This window comes from Dehalococcoidia bacterium, from assembly GCA_035528575.1.
Taxonomy (GTDB): domain Bacteria; phylum Chloroflexota; class Dehalococcoidia; order E44-bin15; family E44-bin15; genus DATKYK01.
Genome location: DATKYK010000034.1, coordinates 1 through 15,569, shown reverse-complemented (window position 1 = coordinate 15,569; position 15,569 = coordinate 1). Strand labels below are relative to the sequence as shown.

The 15,569-nt window shown below is 50.6% G+C and carries 15 protein-coding genes; 2 read left to right on the top strand and 13 right to left on the bottom strand.

Annotated elements, in window-relative coordinates:
* Positions 1 to 43 precede the first annotated feature (43 nt).
* Both VMX96_08305 and VMX96_08300 read left to right on the top strand, forming a co-directional pair.
* Entirely contained in the window at positions 44 to 919 is an 876-nt protein-coding gene (locus tag VMX96_08305; protein HUU63899.1) for a branched-chain amino acid ABC transporter permease, read from the top strand.
* A complete protein-coding gene (locus VMX96_08300) occupies positions 919 to 1,968 on the top strand; it encodes a branched-chain amino acid ABC transporter permease (GenBank protein ID HUU63898.1) in 1,050 nt (349 codons plus the stop codon). Before VMX96_08305 ends, VMX96_08300 begins: the two co-directional genes overlap by 1 nt.
* An 11-nt stretch (positions 1,969 to 1,979) precedes the next feature.
* On the opposite strand, the gene VMX96_08295 is transcribed toward VMX96_08300, so the two are convergent.
* The 13 genes from VMX96_08295 to VMX96_08235 all read right to left on the bottom strand — a co-directional run bounded on the left by VMX96_08295 (position 1,980) and on the right by VMX96_08235 (position 14,944).
* Entirely contained in the window at positions 1,980 to 2,729 is a 750-nt protein-coding gene (locus VMX96_08295; protein ID HUU63897.1) for an ABC transporter ATP-binding protein, read from the bottom strand.
* 1 nt (position 2,730) lies between these two features.
* Positions 2,731 to 3,498, bottom strand: coding sequence for an ABC transporter ATP-binding protein (locus VMX96_08290; GenBank protein HUU63896.1), 768 nt, complete (start codon positions 3,496 to 3,498; stop codon positions 2,731 to 2,733).
* 1 nt (position 3,499) lies between these two features.
* Positions 3,500 to 5,206, bottom strand: coding sequence for an AMP-binding protein (locus VMX96_08285; GenBank protein HUU63895.1), 1,707 nt, complete (start codon positions 5,204 to 5,206; stop codon positions 3,500 to 3,502).
* A gap of 171 nt (positions 5,207 to 5,377) precedes the next feature.
* Positions 5,378 to 6,568, bottom strand: a complete 1,191-nt coding sequence (locus VMX96_08280; protein HUU63894.1) for an acyl-CoA dehydrogenase family protein — start codon at positions 6,566 to 6,568, stop codon at positions 5,378 to 5,380.
* 97 nt (positions 6,569 to 6,665) lie between these two features.
* Entirely contained in the window at positions 6,666 to 6,872 is a 207-nt protein-coding gene (locus tag VMX96_08275; protein HUU63893.1) for a hypothetical protein, read from the bottom strand.
* Positions 6,873 to 6,928: 56 nt separating this feature from the next.
* Entirely contained in the window at positions 6,929 to 7,867 is a 939-nt protein-coding gene (locus VMX96_08270; GenBank protein HUU63892.1) for a 3-keto-5-aminohexanoate cleavage protein, read from the bottom strand.
* 82 nt (positions 7,868 to 7,949) lie between these two features.
* Complete coding sequence (locus VMX96_08265; GenBank protein ID HUU63891.1) at positions 7,950 to 8,420, bottom strand: Zn-ribbon domain-containing OB-fold protein; 471 nt, start codon at positions 8,418 to 8,420, stop codon at positions 7,950 to 7,952.
* 47 nt (positions 8,421 to 8,467) lie between these two features.
* Entirely contained in the window at positions 8,468 to 8,971 is a 504-nt protein-coding gene (locus VMX96_08260; protein HUU63890.1) for a zinc ribbon domain-containing protein, read from the bottom strand.
* 5 nt (positions 8,972 to 8,976) lie between these two features.
* Positions 8,977 to 10,221 carry a hypothetical protein gene (locus tag VMX96_08255; protein ID HUU63889.1) on the bottom strand — a complete coding sequence of 415 codons (1,245 nt, stop codon included), beginning with the start codon at positions 10,219 to 10,221 and terminating at the stop codon, positions 8,977 to 8,979.
* Entirely contained in the window at positions 10,218 to 11,369 is a 1,152-nt protein-coding gene (locus VMX96_08250; protein HUU63888.1) for a thiolase family protein, read from the bottom strand. Before VMX96_08250 ends, VMX96_08255 begins: the two co-directional genes overlap by 4 nt.
* Positions 11,370 to 11,905: 536 nt before the next feature.
* On the bottom strand, positions 11,906 to 13,375 hold the full coding sequence (locus tag VMX96_08245) for a 4-hydroxyphenylacetate 3-hydroxylase N-terminal domain-containing protein (GenBank protein ID HUU63887.1): 1,470 nt from the start codon (positions 13,373 to 13,375) through the stop codon (positions 11,906 to 11,908).
* Between the two features lie 406 nt (positions 13,376 to 13,781).
* On the bottom strand, positions 13,782 to 14,222 hold the full coding sequence (locus tag VMX96_08240; protein ID HUU63886.1) for an SRPBCC family protein: 441 nt from the start codon (positions 14,220 to 14,222) through the stop codon (positions 13,782 to 13,784).
* A gap of 164 nt (positions 14,223 to 14,386) precedes the next feature.
* Positions 14,387 to 14,944 carry a hypothetical protein gene (locus VMX96_08235; protein ID HUU63885.1) on the bottom strand — a complete coding sequence of 186 codons (558 nt, stop codon included), beginning with the start codon at positions 14,942 to 14,944 and terminating at the stop codon, positions 14,387 to 14,389.
* Positions 14,945 to 15,569 lie beyond the last annotated feature (625 nt).

Sequence of the window (15,569 nt, the reverse complement as noted above, 5' to 3'; positions counted from 1 at the left end):
AGGGGGTATATTCTCGTATTTATAGACACAATTTGAGTGAGCCATGATAGAGGGCATAATAATCACCGGATTAATAAGCGGCGGCGTGTATGCCCTGTTGGCGGTCGGTTTCTCCCTCATTTTCGGGGCAGCCCGTATCATCAACCTGGCCCACACCGCATTTTACATGTTGGCCGCCTATTTGATATACACCTTTGCCAGTCTCCTCGGTCTAAATCTCCTTTTATCCATCGTCCTCTCGATAGCAGCTGTAACCATCATAGGAGTACTCACCTATCAGCTGGTCATTGACCGCGTACGTGGGCATGAGACCACGGCATTGATAGCGACCCTAGCCCTGGCCATCATTATTCAGGAGATCATGCTCCTGCCATGGACGTTTGGTGGTCACTTTCTGAGGGTTCCCGACCTGATTTCAGGATACACAACGATACTGGGGATCAGGGTTACCTATCAATACATATTAACATTTGGGATGGTTCTAATCATCCTTTTTGGCACATGGGCTCTCTTGATGAAAACCAGGCTGGGAATCGCTATTAGGTCCACAGCTCAGGATAGAGAGGTTGCCAATCTTATGGGGATAAACGTGGCAAGAACAGGAATGATAACCATGGCTATATCGGTGGCACTGGCGGCCGTCGCCGGCGCACTGGTGGCTCCCCTAGCCATTTTGTCGCCCCATATGTGGATGAATCCGCTGGTGATGATCATGGCCATTATCGTCCTCGGAGGGTTGGGGAGCGTCAAGGGGAGTCTGGTGGGGGCCTTTATCCTGGGGTTTGCCGAGACCCTGGTTGTTTTCCTGGCTCCTTCAGGTGCCTTTTTAAAGGGGGCTGTGGCGCTGGCGATCATGTTAGCCGTCATCCTGATAAGGCCTGAAGGCCTGTTCGGGGTATCCTTTGAGGAAGAAAGGTGATGGGCATTATAAGCGCCTATATCGGCAGGGCATATAAAGGGTTGAGAGGGGAGGTACTGATCCTTCCCAGCAGAACAATAGTTTTGCTTTTCTGCTTGACACTATTATTGCTACCCCTGGTGATGGATCATCCGTACTATCTAGGCATCTTGTTTCTGGCGAGCATATTTGCCATCTTCGCTGCTAGCTGGGATCTATTATCCGGCTTTACCGGCCAGATGAATTTTGGCCATGCCCTCTTCTTCGGGGTTGCTGCCTACACGGCTGCCCTTCTAAATCTACACTTTGGTTTGGCCCCGTGGCTAACCATACCCCTTGGGGCGCTTGCTGCGGTACTGGCGGGGCTTATCATCGGTGTGCCCTGCCTGAGGTTGAGGGGAATTTACCTGGCCCTTGCCACCCTGGCCTTTCCCTTAATCCTGATCGCAGTTGTACACACCATTCCGAATATCACTGGTGGTGAGATGGGCGTTTCCGGCATAGACCCCCTCTCCGGCTCGCGGACGATCGATTACTATATTGCGGTCACCCTTATGATCGGACTGGGATTTGTTATGTGGAAGATCACCGCTTCTAAGACCGGCATCATTTTTCACGCCATACGGGAAGATGAGGTTACCGCAAGAGCATCGGGGATAAATACCACCAGGTACAAGCTTATGGCCTTCTGTCTGAGCGGATTTTTTGCCGGGATTGCCGGGGGCCTCTATGTCCATTATATGAAGGTTGCTGGCCCATCGACACTGGAGCTCCTGCTATCGTTTCAGGTTGTCATCTGGGCGATTTTCGGGGGTATCGCCACCATCTATGGGCCAATAGCCGGGGTCTTCATCCTCTATGTCCCTCTCACGCTTCTGGAATCCGTGCCTGTTGTATCCGAGATACGAATGTTACTCATTGCCATCATAGTAGTGCTTGCCATGCTGTTTATGCCTGAGGGACTCACCACCTGGGTGCGGGATAAGATCGAAAAGGTATGCCCCAGATGCAAGATACGAAACGTAGGCACCCGCAAGTCATGCCGGGTATGTAGGGCGGATTTAGGTTAGTAATTACAAAGCTATAAGCCCAGGTATGTCTTTCTGATAGTCTCGTCTTTGAGTAATTCCTCGCTTATTCCTTCGGCGATCACCCTTCCGTGAGAAAGAACGTAGTTCCTGCTGGCTAATTGAAACGCCGAACTGACATCCTGCTCAACCAGGAGCATGGCAATCCCCGAACTTTTAATCTGCTTCATACGCTCAAACAATTCCTGTTTCAGCCTGGAACTGAGCCCGGTTGAAGGTTCATCGATACAGAGGAGCTTGGGCTGGAACATCAATGCCCTTCCAATGGCGAGCATCTGTTGCTCTCCACCGGATAGTGTTCCAGATATCTGATTCCCCCTCTCTTTTAACACCGGGAACAACTGATAAGCCATTTCTAACCCTCTCTGCACCTCTCCTCTCTCTTTACACAGATAGCCTCCAGCCTTCAGATTTTCAGTAACTGTCATCTCTCGAAAGGGCCTTCTTCTCTCCGGGCAATGAACTAAGCGCCTTTTTACAATCTCATGTGCTGCCAGCCCATCGATCCTCTCCCCGGCAAAGCGCACAGTGCCTTCAATGGTTATGTCTCCAGCCCGCGCCCCCCTCATCGCACCCTTTTCCCATCTCACCAGTCCGGTTATGGCTCGCAGCAGCGTTGTCTTTCCAGCGCCATTCGGACCCACCAGACCGACCACTTCCCCCTCGTCAACGCACAGATTCATGTCGCTTAATATCATGGCGGTATCATAACAAACATTAAGACTTTCCACCTCGAGAAGCAACTCAGATAACCCCCTTGCCTATGTACGCTTCGATCACCTTTTCATCCTTGACTATCTCCTCCGGGGTGCCATCGGCTATCAGCTCGCCGAAATCGAGCACGATCACCCGGCCAACTATTTTCATGAGCTCTGGCAGCTTGTGCTCAATAATAATCATCGTCGGCCCTTCACTATGTAATCTGCCAAACCTGCCTCCCTTGTGCAATCTACTTATCGATTTGGCCATCAGCTCAGTCTCAGCAGGATTGAGCCCGCTAAATGGCTCGTCCAGCAGAAGTAACTCAGGGTCGGTGGCAATAGCCCGGGCCATCTCCAGACGCCTTAGATCACCGTGAGACAGGCAGGAAGCCGGCTCGCGGGCGAGGTCGGAAATGCCGACGAACTCCAACGCATCCAGAGCCCTTGCCTCGATTGTCTTAATCCATTCCCCCCTCTTCATTGCCCTGGGACTGAGGCAAGCTACCATAACATTGGCAATGATGGGCATACGGCGAAATGGCCTAGTAGTCTGGAATGTTCCGGCAATCCCCTGGTTAACGATAGCCCAGGGTTTGGCTCTGGTGATATCCTTACCCTTAAACCTTACCCTGCCGGAATCGGGCTTTAGTATGCTTGTTATCAGGCGCAGCATCGTGGTCTTTCCCGCCCCGTTGGGACCGATCATGCCAACGATCTCATCACTGCTAATCTGGAAGCTAACCCCATTAACTGCAGTCAGACCTCCGAAGCGCTTGGTGAGCTTCTCAACCTCAAAAAAGGGTGGGTTCACCTCATTCCTCCTCCAGCTCTTCCCTGAGTTCCCTGTGGGACACCTTTCCCACGTCTGTCTTTGGGAGCTCACCCCTGAATTCAACGATCTTGGGGACCTTGTAATGGGCCAGATTCTCCTCACAGTATTTGATTATTTCCTCTTCGGTCAACTTCCCTCTTGCATCGGTTTCGAGCACCACGATCGCCTTGATCAACTGTCCCACGCCGGGATCGGGAACCCCCAGGACACCCGCTGCCTTTACCTTTGGATGCTGGTGCAGAACCTCCTCAATCTCCCGGGCAAAGACGGAATAGCCCTTGTACTTGATCAAATCCTTCTTCCGGTCATAGAAGAAGAAGTAGCCCTCATCGTCCATCCTGACCAGGTCGCCTGTTCTGAACCACGTCCTGCCATCCAGCTCGATTAAGCTTTCTCTTGTGTCTTCTGGCCTCTTCCAGTAGCCCTCCATAATGTTTGGCCCCTCGATAATTAGTTCACCGACCTCCCCCGGAGGAAGGTACTCGCCTGTTTCATGGTTAACTATCGCTGCCCCGACGTTGGGTAGCGGAACTCCAAATGAACCGATCTTTGGCCTTCCCCAAGGGTTGACGTGAGATACAGCGCTACACTCAGTCAAGCCGTAACCCTCTATAATCTTGGCCCCTGTCCTTCTCTCCCAATCCGTTACCGTTGACTCATGAAGTGTATCGGCGCCACTGGTAATCATCTTGAGCCCCTTCCAATTGAACCGGTCAGTCTTATCGTAGTCCTTGAGGAATTGGTATGCCGTTGGCACACTGAAGAACACCGTTGCCCTGTACCTTTCCATGGTGGATAGGATTTCCTCAAGGTCAGGCGTGGTAAACAGAAGCAGCGTTGACCCCTGAGTCAGGCCGTTCAGCATAACTACTACTTGGCCATATATATGGTAAAAGGGCAGCAATGCCGGAACAACCTCCTTGCCTTCCTCAAATGTGGGCCAAAAAGCCTGGACCTGCATCCCACATGCGAGCAGATTGTAGTGGGTCAGCATAGCACCCTTGGGCAGGCCCGTGGTTCCTCCGGTATAGGGGAGAACAGCAATATCCTCCTTGGCATTGATCTCGATTTTCGGAGGATTCGGTGGGTATTTCTTTATTAGCTTCTGGAACTGGTGGAAGCCGCGACTTTCAATATACTCGGGGCTGGGAACTTCCATCTTGCCGTACCTTCCCAGAACACTTTTCCCCGCCAATCTCTTTGACAGGGGCAAATAATCCCCGATACCGGTCAGAATGACATTCTTGAGTCCGCCCCCTGCCCTTTCAACGTTCTCATAAAGGAAATCCTGGCAGACAATGGACTTGGCTTCACTATCTTCAAGCTGATGCCTTACCTCAATGCTGGTATAGACTGGGCTGATCGGCGTCAGCGTAGCTCCCGCTTTGAGCGAGCCAAAATAGGCGATAATGAATTGAGGACTGTTGAGCAGATAGAGGGCAACTTTATCCCCCTTCTGTATTCCTAACTCATGGAGGGCCGTCGCAAACCTGTCTACTTCCTCCCTTAACTTTCCGAAGCTTATCTTATTACCGTAAAAGATCACCGCGGCTCTGCTAGAGTATTTGTCGGCTACCTCATCAAAGATCTCAGGCAAAGGGCGCTCCGGAATCTCGACGTTTGCCGGAACTCCTTCAGGATAGAATTTTAACCATGGCTTCTCATCGTACTTAACTTTAGCTTCCATATGCCTCCATCCCAGTTTACTTCCATCCGACCAAACAACACTGAAGGGTTACCCTTGGCAGCGGGCAAGAGCTATAACGAGCCCGCTGGTATTTTTTATCGTCTTCGGCATCATAGAGCGCTAAGACCTCTTCTTCAGTCAGATCCTCTCCCTGGCCGCTACTCCATGGGACTACTCCCGGGGCAGTCCCAATCCTATTCTGGCAATCAGGTTACGCTGGATCTCGTTGGTCCCTCCGCCGATACCCAGGCCCAGCGCGCTCAGGCACAGGCTCTTTATCGCCCCCTTAAGCGGCGCCCACTCGGAAGACTTGTCCAGTTGCCCGTAAAGGCCCAGTATCTCCATACCGATCTGGGCCAGTCGCCGGGTGAGCTCCGCGGTATGCAAATAAGATGCAGAGGTCTCATAGGCGGGGATCATCCCCCGTGTCTGCATCCACACCACGCGGTAGCAAAGCAGGCGGCAGACCTCGTTCTCCACCGCCATTTGTGCCAGCTTGTGCCGAACTAGCGGGTTATCGGCCAGTACCCCTCCATCCCAGGGCGTCTTCCTGGCATAGCTTACCAGGCCCTCAATGAAGCGGCGGTTTGCCGCTGGAATGTAGACCACTGAGCGCTCGAAGTTGAGCGCAGCGGCCAGGGTGTACCAGCCACGGTTCTTCTCACCCACCATATTCTCTTTGGGAACCCGGACATTGTCCAAGAAGACCTCGTTGAATTCATGGAACCCCAGCATGTTTATAAGCGGGCTCACGGTGATGCCCGGCGTCTTCATGTCGATGATAAACATGCTTATCCCCTTGTGCTTGGGGGCGTCGCGGTCGGTCCTGGCCGCCAGCCAGCAGTAGTCGGCGCGATGGGCCAGGCTGGTGAATATCTTCTGGCCATTGAGGACGTAATGATCGCCATCCTCCACCGCCAGTGTCTGAACCGCCGCCAGGTCTGATCCGGCCTCCGGCTCGCTGTAGCCCAGGCAAAAGACCAGCTCCCCCCTGCCGATTCCTCCCACATACTTCTCTTTCTGTTCCTCGGTGCCGAAAAGAAGGATGGTGGGACCCACCCAGCCCGCCGCCAGTACGTCGCTCAGCATTGCGGGGGCTCTAGCATATGCCTTCTCCTCACTGAGTATAGCCTGCTCCATAGAGGTAGCGTCAATTCCACCATATTTCGACGGATATCCCGGTGCAAGCCAGCCCTTCCCGGCAAGCTTTCGCTCGAAATCCCGGGCAATGGCCCATATCTCATCATCCTCCTCCCATAGGGCAACCCCCAGCTCAGTCCACCTTGGCGGAATCGCCTTCTTCAGCCAATCCCTGACCTCCTGCCGTAAGGCCTCCTGCTCCGGGGTAAATTGAAAGTCCAACTCAGTACACCTCTCTACGGTAGTTAATAGCCCTCGTATTTTGTTTTATCACAATGATTACTGACCTTTCTCCCGACAAAACCTGAGCTACGCGTATTTACATCAGCTCTATTTCCTTCAGGTCGGGTGCTATGACGAGCCTGGGCTCGGTGAGCTCCTGAATCTCCCCGGCGGTCCACCCCGGGGCCACCTCCTTGAGCACCAGTCCCTTGTCACTGACCTCGATCACCGCCAGGTCGGTAACGATACCAGGAACAACTTCCACACCAACGACCGAACCGCCCTTTAGTTTCCCTACATTCACCGACAACTTCGATGACGGCCCAGCCGATGTTTGGCTACTTGAACACCCTGGACTTTCTAAAACTTCACCTTGTTTATACCCTTAAGGCCAAGCATTTCTCTTGCCTCATCGGGTGTAGCAATTTCTCTCTCTAAAACATCAGCGACTTCGCGGATTTTCTCGACCAGCTCCGCGTTGCTCTTTGCCAGCACCTTGTATTTGACGAATATGTTATCTTCCATGCCGACTCTCACATGGCCACCCATGGTTATCGCTACAGCTCCCAGGTGGAACTCTGCCGGATAGCCGACACCAATGACCGACCATGTGTAGTTGTCCGCGCCTAGCCATCTGTGCGTCTCTGTCTGAAGGTGCAGGAGTTCGTACGGTGTGGAGAACGTACCGCCTAGAACGCCAAGGACGTACTGTATATGGACTGGCAAGTCCAGTTGGCCTGCTCTAATAAGGAAACCAGTGTTGTAGAGTCCATTTGTACCATAGATTTCGACCTCTGGCTTCACGTTGTGCTTTTTCATGGTCTTCGCGAAGACTTCCAAGTCTGCGAAGGTGTTCTTGAAAACGAAATCCTTGGACAGTTCCATCATCAGTTTCTCCCAGGGATACTTCCATTCCTTGATCTTCTCAACAAGTGGAAACACGCTGAAGTTCATGCTCTCAATATCCAAGGAGCACATTTCGGGTTCAAACTCGGGAACAACTGCTATTCTCTGCTCCGCTGTCATTCCCATGCCGCCACCGGTTGTGGTGCAAATCACCACATTGCACTTTTCTTTGATCTTTGTGAGTGTCTCTCTCCAGATCTTCAAATCAGCCGTAGGAATGCCCTGTTCTGGATCCCTTACATGGACATGCACTACCGCCGCTCCTGCTTTGTAAGCTCGGTATGCTTCATCAGCTATCTGACCCGGGGTTATGGGAAGGTAGGGTGTTTGTGACGGAGCTACCGCAGATCCAGTCAAAGCGCAGGTGATTATCAGTTTGGGCATTCTAGCCATGATATCTAACCTCCTTTCTATCGCCTCGAACTACTGTACCCTGTTTCCGATTGTCTAGGTCCCCTGGGAATGACCTACACAGTTAACGAGCAAGCCTGAAACACTTTATATCTGCCAGCTCACCTTTTGTCTCCTCTCGCCACTGGACCTCAACCTTGAGCCCTTCGGTTACATCCCGGGGTTTAATCCCTTCAAGGGGCATGAAGATCGTTGAATCCGCGTTCTCCAGCTTTATTGCCCCGATTATCCCGGGTTCCTTTAAATCCCCAAAGTTTCCCTTGCCATCTAATTCGACATACGCTGTTGTATAGCCAACCAGGGTACCCTTTCCAGATAGAGTGATCAGGTTTTTCTGTTCTATTTTGGCATAGCATTTCCCGCACCTCGACCTTGGGGGTACATAGGTGTATCCACAATCGGGACATTTTGCTCCCAGGATTTTTCTATTGGCAAGCTCTTCGATAAACCTCTGCATCAGGAAGCCTGTTGACCAGTTAAAGCCAGCAACAAACGGCAAACCCTGTACGTCAACTATCTCAGATTTACTTTTCATGGTTTATATCCCTCCCCCGGTCACTTATAATAACATCCATTTATTTACTATGCTGGTTCAACGCCTTCGAAATCGCTTAGTGCACCCTGCGGCTCCTTCGACCAAAGAACTTTAACCCTCATGCCTATGTGAACAGCCTTCGGGTCCGCATTGAGCAATATTGTATCAGTATTAGAGTCTGACCCATCGAACTTCACAAAGACCGGAATAACCACCTCACCCTCCTTTATTAAGCCCGCTTCCACAGGATCCATCCCCAGGACCTTCAATTTTCCTTTCTCCATGGGGGGAGTGACTATAAAGCAGGTAATAGTCCCCCTATTACTAACGATCTTTCGTCGGTCCATTATCCGGTGACATCTCCCGCACAGGTTTCTGGGTGGCACAATTACCTTCCCACAGCCGGGGCAGAATGAGCCGATTAATTTCTTCTGCTTAAGCCCCTTAACGTATTCCTCCAGGAGCCTGGAACCCTTATAGTGATAGGAACCTACATTCCATATACCTTCCACAGCGATTGTCGTCGGTCTTTCTTCCTTTATATATCCCATCTTATTTACCTCCCGGGTGAATCCCCTAAAACTGTCACCGTGATATAATTGGTTACGCCACCCCATCCATGGGCAACGGCATTTCTAACTTTTTTCGGGACCTGATGCTCTTCTGCCTTTCCCATTATCTGCAGGGCGCACTCAAGGATGCGCTGCAGGGCAGTGGATCCAATGGCGTTGGTGGCATTGACGCCACCCGAGGGATCCAGGGGCATTCTGCCGTTAATATCAGTCTCCCCCTTTTCAAGAGCCATCCATGCGGTGCCTTCATCGAAAAGGCCCAATCTTTCAGAAAATATGAGCTCCTGACTTGGGAACGGCTGATATACCTCTGCCATGTCAATCTCTTTTTGGGGGTCCTTTATCCCTGCCATCTTATATGCCTTGTTTGCTGACATCCAGCATCCCTTTTGTTCAGAGGGATCGAGTACTCCAACGCCACCGAAATTTTCACTCTGTAACTGGTTCTCCTCATCAGAGAAGGAGGCGAGTCCCTTAAACCAGGCTGGTTGCCTGGCTTTTTTTCTGGCCAGGTTTCCCTCAGCCACGACAATGGCTGAGGCACCATCGCTTGCCGGGCAGATATGTCCATACCTGAAGGGATATGCGACGATCTCGGTCTTGGCAATATCCTCTGGAGTGCAGCCTGGCCACTGAAGGTGCGCATATTTATTATTAGCAGCATTGCGCCTTGCCTTTGCCGCTACCATATCAAAGTGTTCGATGGTGCACCCGGACCTATGCATGTAAAACACTGCCTGATAAACGGCAACGCCAGCCGCCGCTCCTACCGCCGAGGTGGCAACCAGGTTCTTAAGACTCAACCCGTAACTGGCGGCGTGGAAAAAATTGCCCAACCCTACATGCAGTAGCCCGGTCGTGGCACCAGCCTCTCTGCTATCTGAATGCTTTTCCCAGGCAACAGCTACAACTAGATCGTGAAGTCCTGAGGCAACAGTATAATAAGCACCCTGTCCAACCGATCCCCCGGTCGTCCCTCCAGTGGCGATCCTGATGACCGGTTTCCCGGCGGCACCAATTGAATCCCCCAGCCATTGTTCTGGCTGGGCAATACCACCGAATCCCTGCATATTGCCAACAACGAAGGCGTCGACCTCCCGCGGACTGACCTGGGCGTCTTCCAGCGCATTATAGACCGCCTCCGATACCATCTCGGCGATGTTAACATCTCTTCGCTTACTCGAATGTTTGGTCTGTCCACAACCGATTATTGCAACATTTCTCCTCATGATCCGTTACCCCCCAGGATAAAAATCATATTCTTCTGGGCACAAATCCCGAATTGTCCATGGGCAAGAGCCCTGCGGACACCGGGAACCTGATAACCATCCGCTTCACCCCTTATCTGCTTTGCCGCCTCTACTACCCTTATCAACCCGGTAGCACAGACCGGGTCAGCACCCAGCGCCCCACCGCTGGGATTTACTGGCATCTTACCATCTCTGCGAGTTGTGCCCCTTTCAATCAAATTTTTCCCTTGACCCTCCTGGCATAAACCCAGGGCTTCGTAAATCATCAGCTCCTCATGGGCGAATTTCTCGGAAATCTCGGCAACATCCAGCTCGGAAAAGGGTTCCTTTACACCAGCCATCTTGTAGGCTGTACTGGCAGCACTCTTCAGAGAATCCAGACTTGAGATATCTCTGTCCCGAAGATAGGGATCCTGGCAACTACCGACTCCTTCTATCCATACCGGTTTGTCGGTGATCTCCCTGGCCCTCTCCTCAGAGGCAAGTATTAAAGCACACGCCCCGTCACTTATAGGGGACATCGTAAGCTCCCTGATGGGATCGTAAAAGACTTTTGAATTCATCACCTCTTCCACACTCACGTCTGGCATCTTTCTGTGCGCACAAGGATTCTGGGCGGCATTGGTAATGTTCTTAACGGCTGCCATTGCCAGATGCTCTTCCGACACACTGTACCTGTTCATATACATTCTCGCCTGAAGAGCGGCAGCCGCTATATCATTGAGCACACCAATCTGCCGATCAAATAATGGATCAAGGGTGTAAAAGCTTACCTGATGGGGATTGAAGGTCGAGCCCTGTGTATGTGCCTCTACCAGGGCTACATCATGGGTGCCGGCAAGGATTCTCATCAAAGCATAATAGAGCGCAAAAGTCCCGTCCTCCTCCACCTTCGATTCATCCTTCATAAAAGCTCCAACAGCCATGCTGAGAAAGACATTTGAAATTGTCCTTCCATCCAGAAAATCGCTAGAGGCGGTGATAACGGTATCCAGATCCTCTCTCAGGATGCCGGCATGGTGCAAAGCCTCCTTACAGACCTCAAAGACCATATCCTCTCTGGTTTTTTGCATATTATGCTGATGATGAGATTGAGCATACCCAACTATTGCCACCCTTCTGAGCATTTTCCCCTCCTTTTAAGCATGTTGTATAAAGCAGAAGCTTGAATATATACCCTCACCAGGCTTTAGAAATCGCTATCATCATGGCATGACGGCTCCACTAGTGGGCTAAGCTAAGCTTTCAAATGGGCCTATAACTAGAGACTGCTGAAATAGCCTCAATCAACCCCCTAATCCCCCAATCTTGGGGGACTTTTTAAAACTGGGGGACACCCCCAGACCCCCGGCAGGAAGTATCCTGCACCTCTTTTTCAGCGGTCTCATTAAATGTCCCCGATCGTTTGGGTTAGTTATATCACCCGGTATTTCCCATTGCAGCTTGCCATATGGTACACCATAATATCGTCATTTGACATGGCTGTCAAGCTAGACAGGGGCCACCTGGAGACACTGCACAATTCGCTGGAATTGTAGAGCGCTAGGTAGCAAACCTGTAATGATGCGCCCGAACAACCGGCCTGTGGTACAGGGATGGTATCATCAGGCGGAAACTGCACGCCAGGAAGGCCTATCTATCTCGGTTTAGCTACCTATGGAAACTAAGCAATCACGTTTTCTCTTTTATCGATGCCAGCCAAACTGCGGGCCAGCTTCTGCTTGAGGTCCATATCCGTCTCGCGCTCAATCATAATTTTCTGTGCCTGAGGCGATCCTGCCCCATGTAGCGACTCTGTGCGATAATTGGGAGCGACATGGCCAAAAGTAATGGAGTGGATAAGCGTCAACATGCGGATTCGGTGCTCTGTAGGTACAACAGTTACTCCCTTCAGGTATTTATCGATATATTTACCCACTACAGGGTGCCTAAAGTCTTTTTCGGAGGGCAGCGTTACCAGAATACCGCCGGCTATGTCCTCGGCAAGCCGGCAAAGCTCATAGGGAAACCTCGTCGTATTGTGCTTACATACATTGGCTAAAAGGATGTTGGACTGGTAGTTGCCAGCCATGGTCTGCCACCCTTCATAGGCGCAAGCTAATCCGCAGGCATGTATCGTTTCGGAGAGATGAATCATCTCCCCAAGTTTCTCTCTGATGTGAGGGGCTCTACGTGTCCCGTTGTAATCAGCCATTGAGGCCGCCGCTCCAATAAGCACATCGCCTACGCCCGGCTTACAACCGCCGTAGCTCTGCCTATGATAGGCGGCGAATCTCTCTACCATCATGATGGCAAATTCGATCTCCCCGCACATAAAAACCCTATCCCACGGGACGAAGACGTAGTCCAGGATAGTCAGTGTCTCCTGTCCCCCGAAGCTGTAGTTACCGACATCGATGTCACCCTCCTCAAGCTTGCGCGTATCGCAGGACTGTCTTCCATAGATAAGGTGTACGCCTTCAGCGTCCGTCGGTATAGCGCAGCTCAGGGAATAGTCTTCATCACCGGCCCGCATTCTTAGGGTTGGCATAATGAGCATTTCATGTGAATTCACGGTTCCCGTTTGACTTGCCTTTGCCCCCCTTATGACGATCCCGTCACTCCTTCGCTCCACAACATGCACAAACATGTCCGGGTCAGTCTGCTTGCTTGGACCCACCGCCCGGTTGCCCTTGACATCGGTCATGGCACCCTGGACACAGAGGTCATTATGTTGAACATACTTCAGCCACTCTCTAAACCTGTGATGATACTTGGTTCCGCGCTCTTGGTCAATTTCGTAGGTGGTGCTAAAAACAGCATTGATCCCGTCAAGACCAACGCACCTCTGGAAACAACAGGCTGTCCTCTGTCCCATCTCCCTCTGTAATTTTACCTTACTGACCATATCACCAGTGCTCTTGAAGAGAGAGTTAAATCTGTTTACCTTCTTTCCTGTAAGCATAGAGTCCGTGATCGCCAGATCCTTGTTCTGGGGCTCGTGAGCAAGCTTGTAGGTCATCGCCACAGCGTTAATTGATGGTCTGATAATAGGATTATCAACCCAATTCCCCACCTTTTCACCGAGTAGATAGAGATCCAGTTTCAACTCACGCAGACTCTCGATGTACTCCGCAGCAGCCTTCAATGACATGATACATCATCCTCCTTCTAGTCTATCCTTGCTCCACTTTACCGTTCAATTAGATAATCTCAGCTTATGACTTCACAGGCCGCGCTCCGCTTAGCAACCAGAAAGACAATTCATGGTGCGCCCAACACGAATATAACACATTTAGTGTGATGATTGTAGTCTGTAGGTAGCCGGATGTGGAAGTCTATCCTACCGCTGAACAAATCGCTAGAATGTGACATTCCGGACAATTGTTAAATGACTTAACAGAATAGAAGTTTGTGTGATTGATTAAACGATCCGGACTTTGGTTAGGCCAAGTACGAAGTAGCCGGGGAGACGAACCAACCTATAGAACTCGTACCACGCATCATCAAGTGCAAGAGGAAGGTGTATAATGTGAGCAGACCAGCAGAAGATTATCTTCTTATGTCTCCACCAAGCTTTTCAGCTTGGCCAACATTTCCCTCACGGTGGCTTCCGAACTACGTCGGGCAAACAACTCCATGACCTTCCCGATGACCCCGTAAGGCAACTTAACCTGCTCCATAAATGTAAATCTGCTACCAGGCGGAGTGGCGTCTACCGTCCATGTTTGTTCATAACCTTTCACAAAGTTCCCCGAGGTCATGTTGAAGGCAAGTTTCTTATTCTCCACCCATTCCGTAACCGCAAAATTCAGTTTCATAAGCGGGCCGCCGGCCTTTTCCTCAACGTAGAGAGCTGTGCCCACGCCACTGCGCTGCTTACCGGTGTACTCGAATTTTTTGAAGGTAATACACCACTTCAGGATCTTCTTAGGCTCAACCAAGAAGGGCCAGACTTTCTCTGGTGGTGCTGCAATTTCAATAGACTTCTGTACTTTCACTTTGGCTTCCCCCTTTCCGCGTATACCCACCCTAACTGTGAATTATGACAATAATGAAGGTTTTTCAGCCTGAGTCTAGTCCTCTCCCAAAGTGTTGTCAACACCCCGTAAGCAGATCATTTCAGTTGAACCAAACGCTAGAATGTGACCGGGTGAACAATACGTCATAATGTTAAGCCCTGTTTCAGGGATACTTCCAGCTTTGCGATGTATAGTTCAGGCGGAAACTGCAAGATTTCGCTTACCTCTCCCAATGTGATAGGCGCGATGCGCTGGCCATATGCAGCTAAGGTCTTGTGCCAACGCCCTATCTCCGGCCGAGGGTATATAAACAAGATGCAGAAGCTGTGACCCTCAGCAACTGAAGCTAGTTTTTGCACATCTCCCCAAATGCCTACGTTGTCCTTGTAGAAGTAGATACCGAGGTCAACCACTTGTCCACGTTGCCGGCCGTGATACAGGGCCTTTATTTCTGCATAAACAGGGCTATCATCTAACCTTAGCCTGAAATCAATCTTCTTTTTGCCAAGGCTTGGTATTGAAGCTTCAGGTTCCCAGTTCGCTTTGAGAGAACTGAAAAGGTAGATTAACTCACCTTTAAACCACCCTTCTACCTGACGCTCTGCCTCTGTGAATAGCTGGGGGTATTCCAACTTTGCTAAAAAATGCTGGTCAACGAAGTCGAACAGTTGCTCCCTATTTATCTTTCCTATATCCTCCATACTTTAGCTTTGCATATATAAGTAGAGCGACGAGAACCGCCCCTATTGCATTCCAAAGAATAACTGGAGTGAGCCTGAGGTAAATCCCATAGGCTAGCCAACAAATCATACCCAGTAAAAGCAATATGGTAAAAAGTCCACTTATCTCACGGGCACTTTTTAATTGGAAGACACGAACCAGTTGCGGAACCATACTACATGTTACCAGCGCTCCAGCGACTAAACCCAAAGACTGTTCTAACTGCAAGACTGAACCTCCTTTGGTATTCAACTAGATTGATTATAGCAGTATGTGATTATTCTTTCCTGCCCAACTAAATCCGCAAACAGAAACTAAATGCTACCTCACTTGAACATTTCATCGGAATGTGATCTAACAAACCGCTATTTTGTGTTGAGGAAGGCTGCTTTAGAGGCCTACTTAAAACCAAGACGAGGTATGTTAAAAACACGCCTCGTCTTTATATGTTCGCCTATCGCCGATTTACTTCTTCACTGATTTCTTCTCAGGTTCTTTCTTGCCCTTATCCTTTTTAGCATGTGCTGCGCATGTCTTACACATCATACTCCCCCTTTTCGTTTCTAAGGGTAGTATACAATATACAATAGCATTGTCAAGCGTTTC

What these genes read in the sequence shown, in the direction of transcription:
- VMX96_08285 (HUU63895.1), bottom strand. Translation starts at nt 5,206, where the DNA reads ATGGAAGCTAAAGTTAAGTACGATGAGAAGCCATGGTTAAAATTCTAT.
- VMX96_08255 (HUU63889.1), bottom strand. Translation starts at nt 10,221, where the DNA reads ATGAGGAGAAATGTTGCAATAATCGGTTGTGGACAGACCAAACATTCG.
- VMX96_08305 (HUU63899.1), top strand. Translation starts at nt 44, where the DNA reads ATGATAGAGGGCATAATAATCACCGGATTAATAAGCGGCGGCGTGTAT.
- VMX96_08260 (HUU63890.1), bottom strand. Translation starts at nt 8,971, where the DNA reads ATGGGATATATAAAGGAAGAAAGACCGACGACAATCGCTGTGGAAGGT.
- VMX96_08270 (HUU63892.1), bottom strand. Translation starts at nt 7,867, where the DNA reads ATGGCTAGAATGCCCAAACTGATAATCACCTGCGCTTTGACTGGATCT.
- VMX96_08235 (HUU63885.1), bottom strand. Translation starts at nt 14,944, where the DNA reads ATGGAGGATATAGGAAAGATAAATAGGGAGCAACTGTTCGACTTCGTT.
- VMX96_08245 (HUU63887.1), bottom strand. Translation starts at nt 13,375, where the DNA reads ATGTCATTGAAGGCTGCTGCGGAGTACATCGAGAGTCTGCGTGAGTTG.
- VMX96_08265 (HUU63891.1), bottom strand. Translation starts at nt 8,420, where the DNA reads ATGAAAAGTAAATCTGAGATAGTTGACGTACAGGGTTTGCCGTTTGTT.
- VMX96_08250 (HUU63888.1), bottom strand. Translation starts at nt 11,369, where the DNA reads ATGCTCAGAAGGGTGGCAATAGTTGGGTATGCTCAATCTCATCATCAG.
- VMX96_08300 (HUU63898.1), top strand. Translation starts at nt 919, where the DNA reads ATGGGCATTATAAGCGCCTATATCGGCAGGGCATATAAAGGGTTGAGA.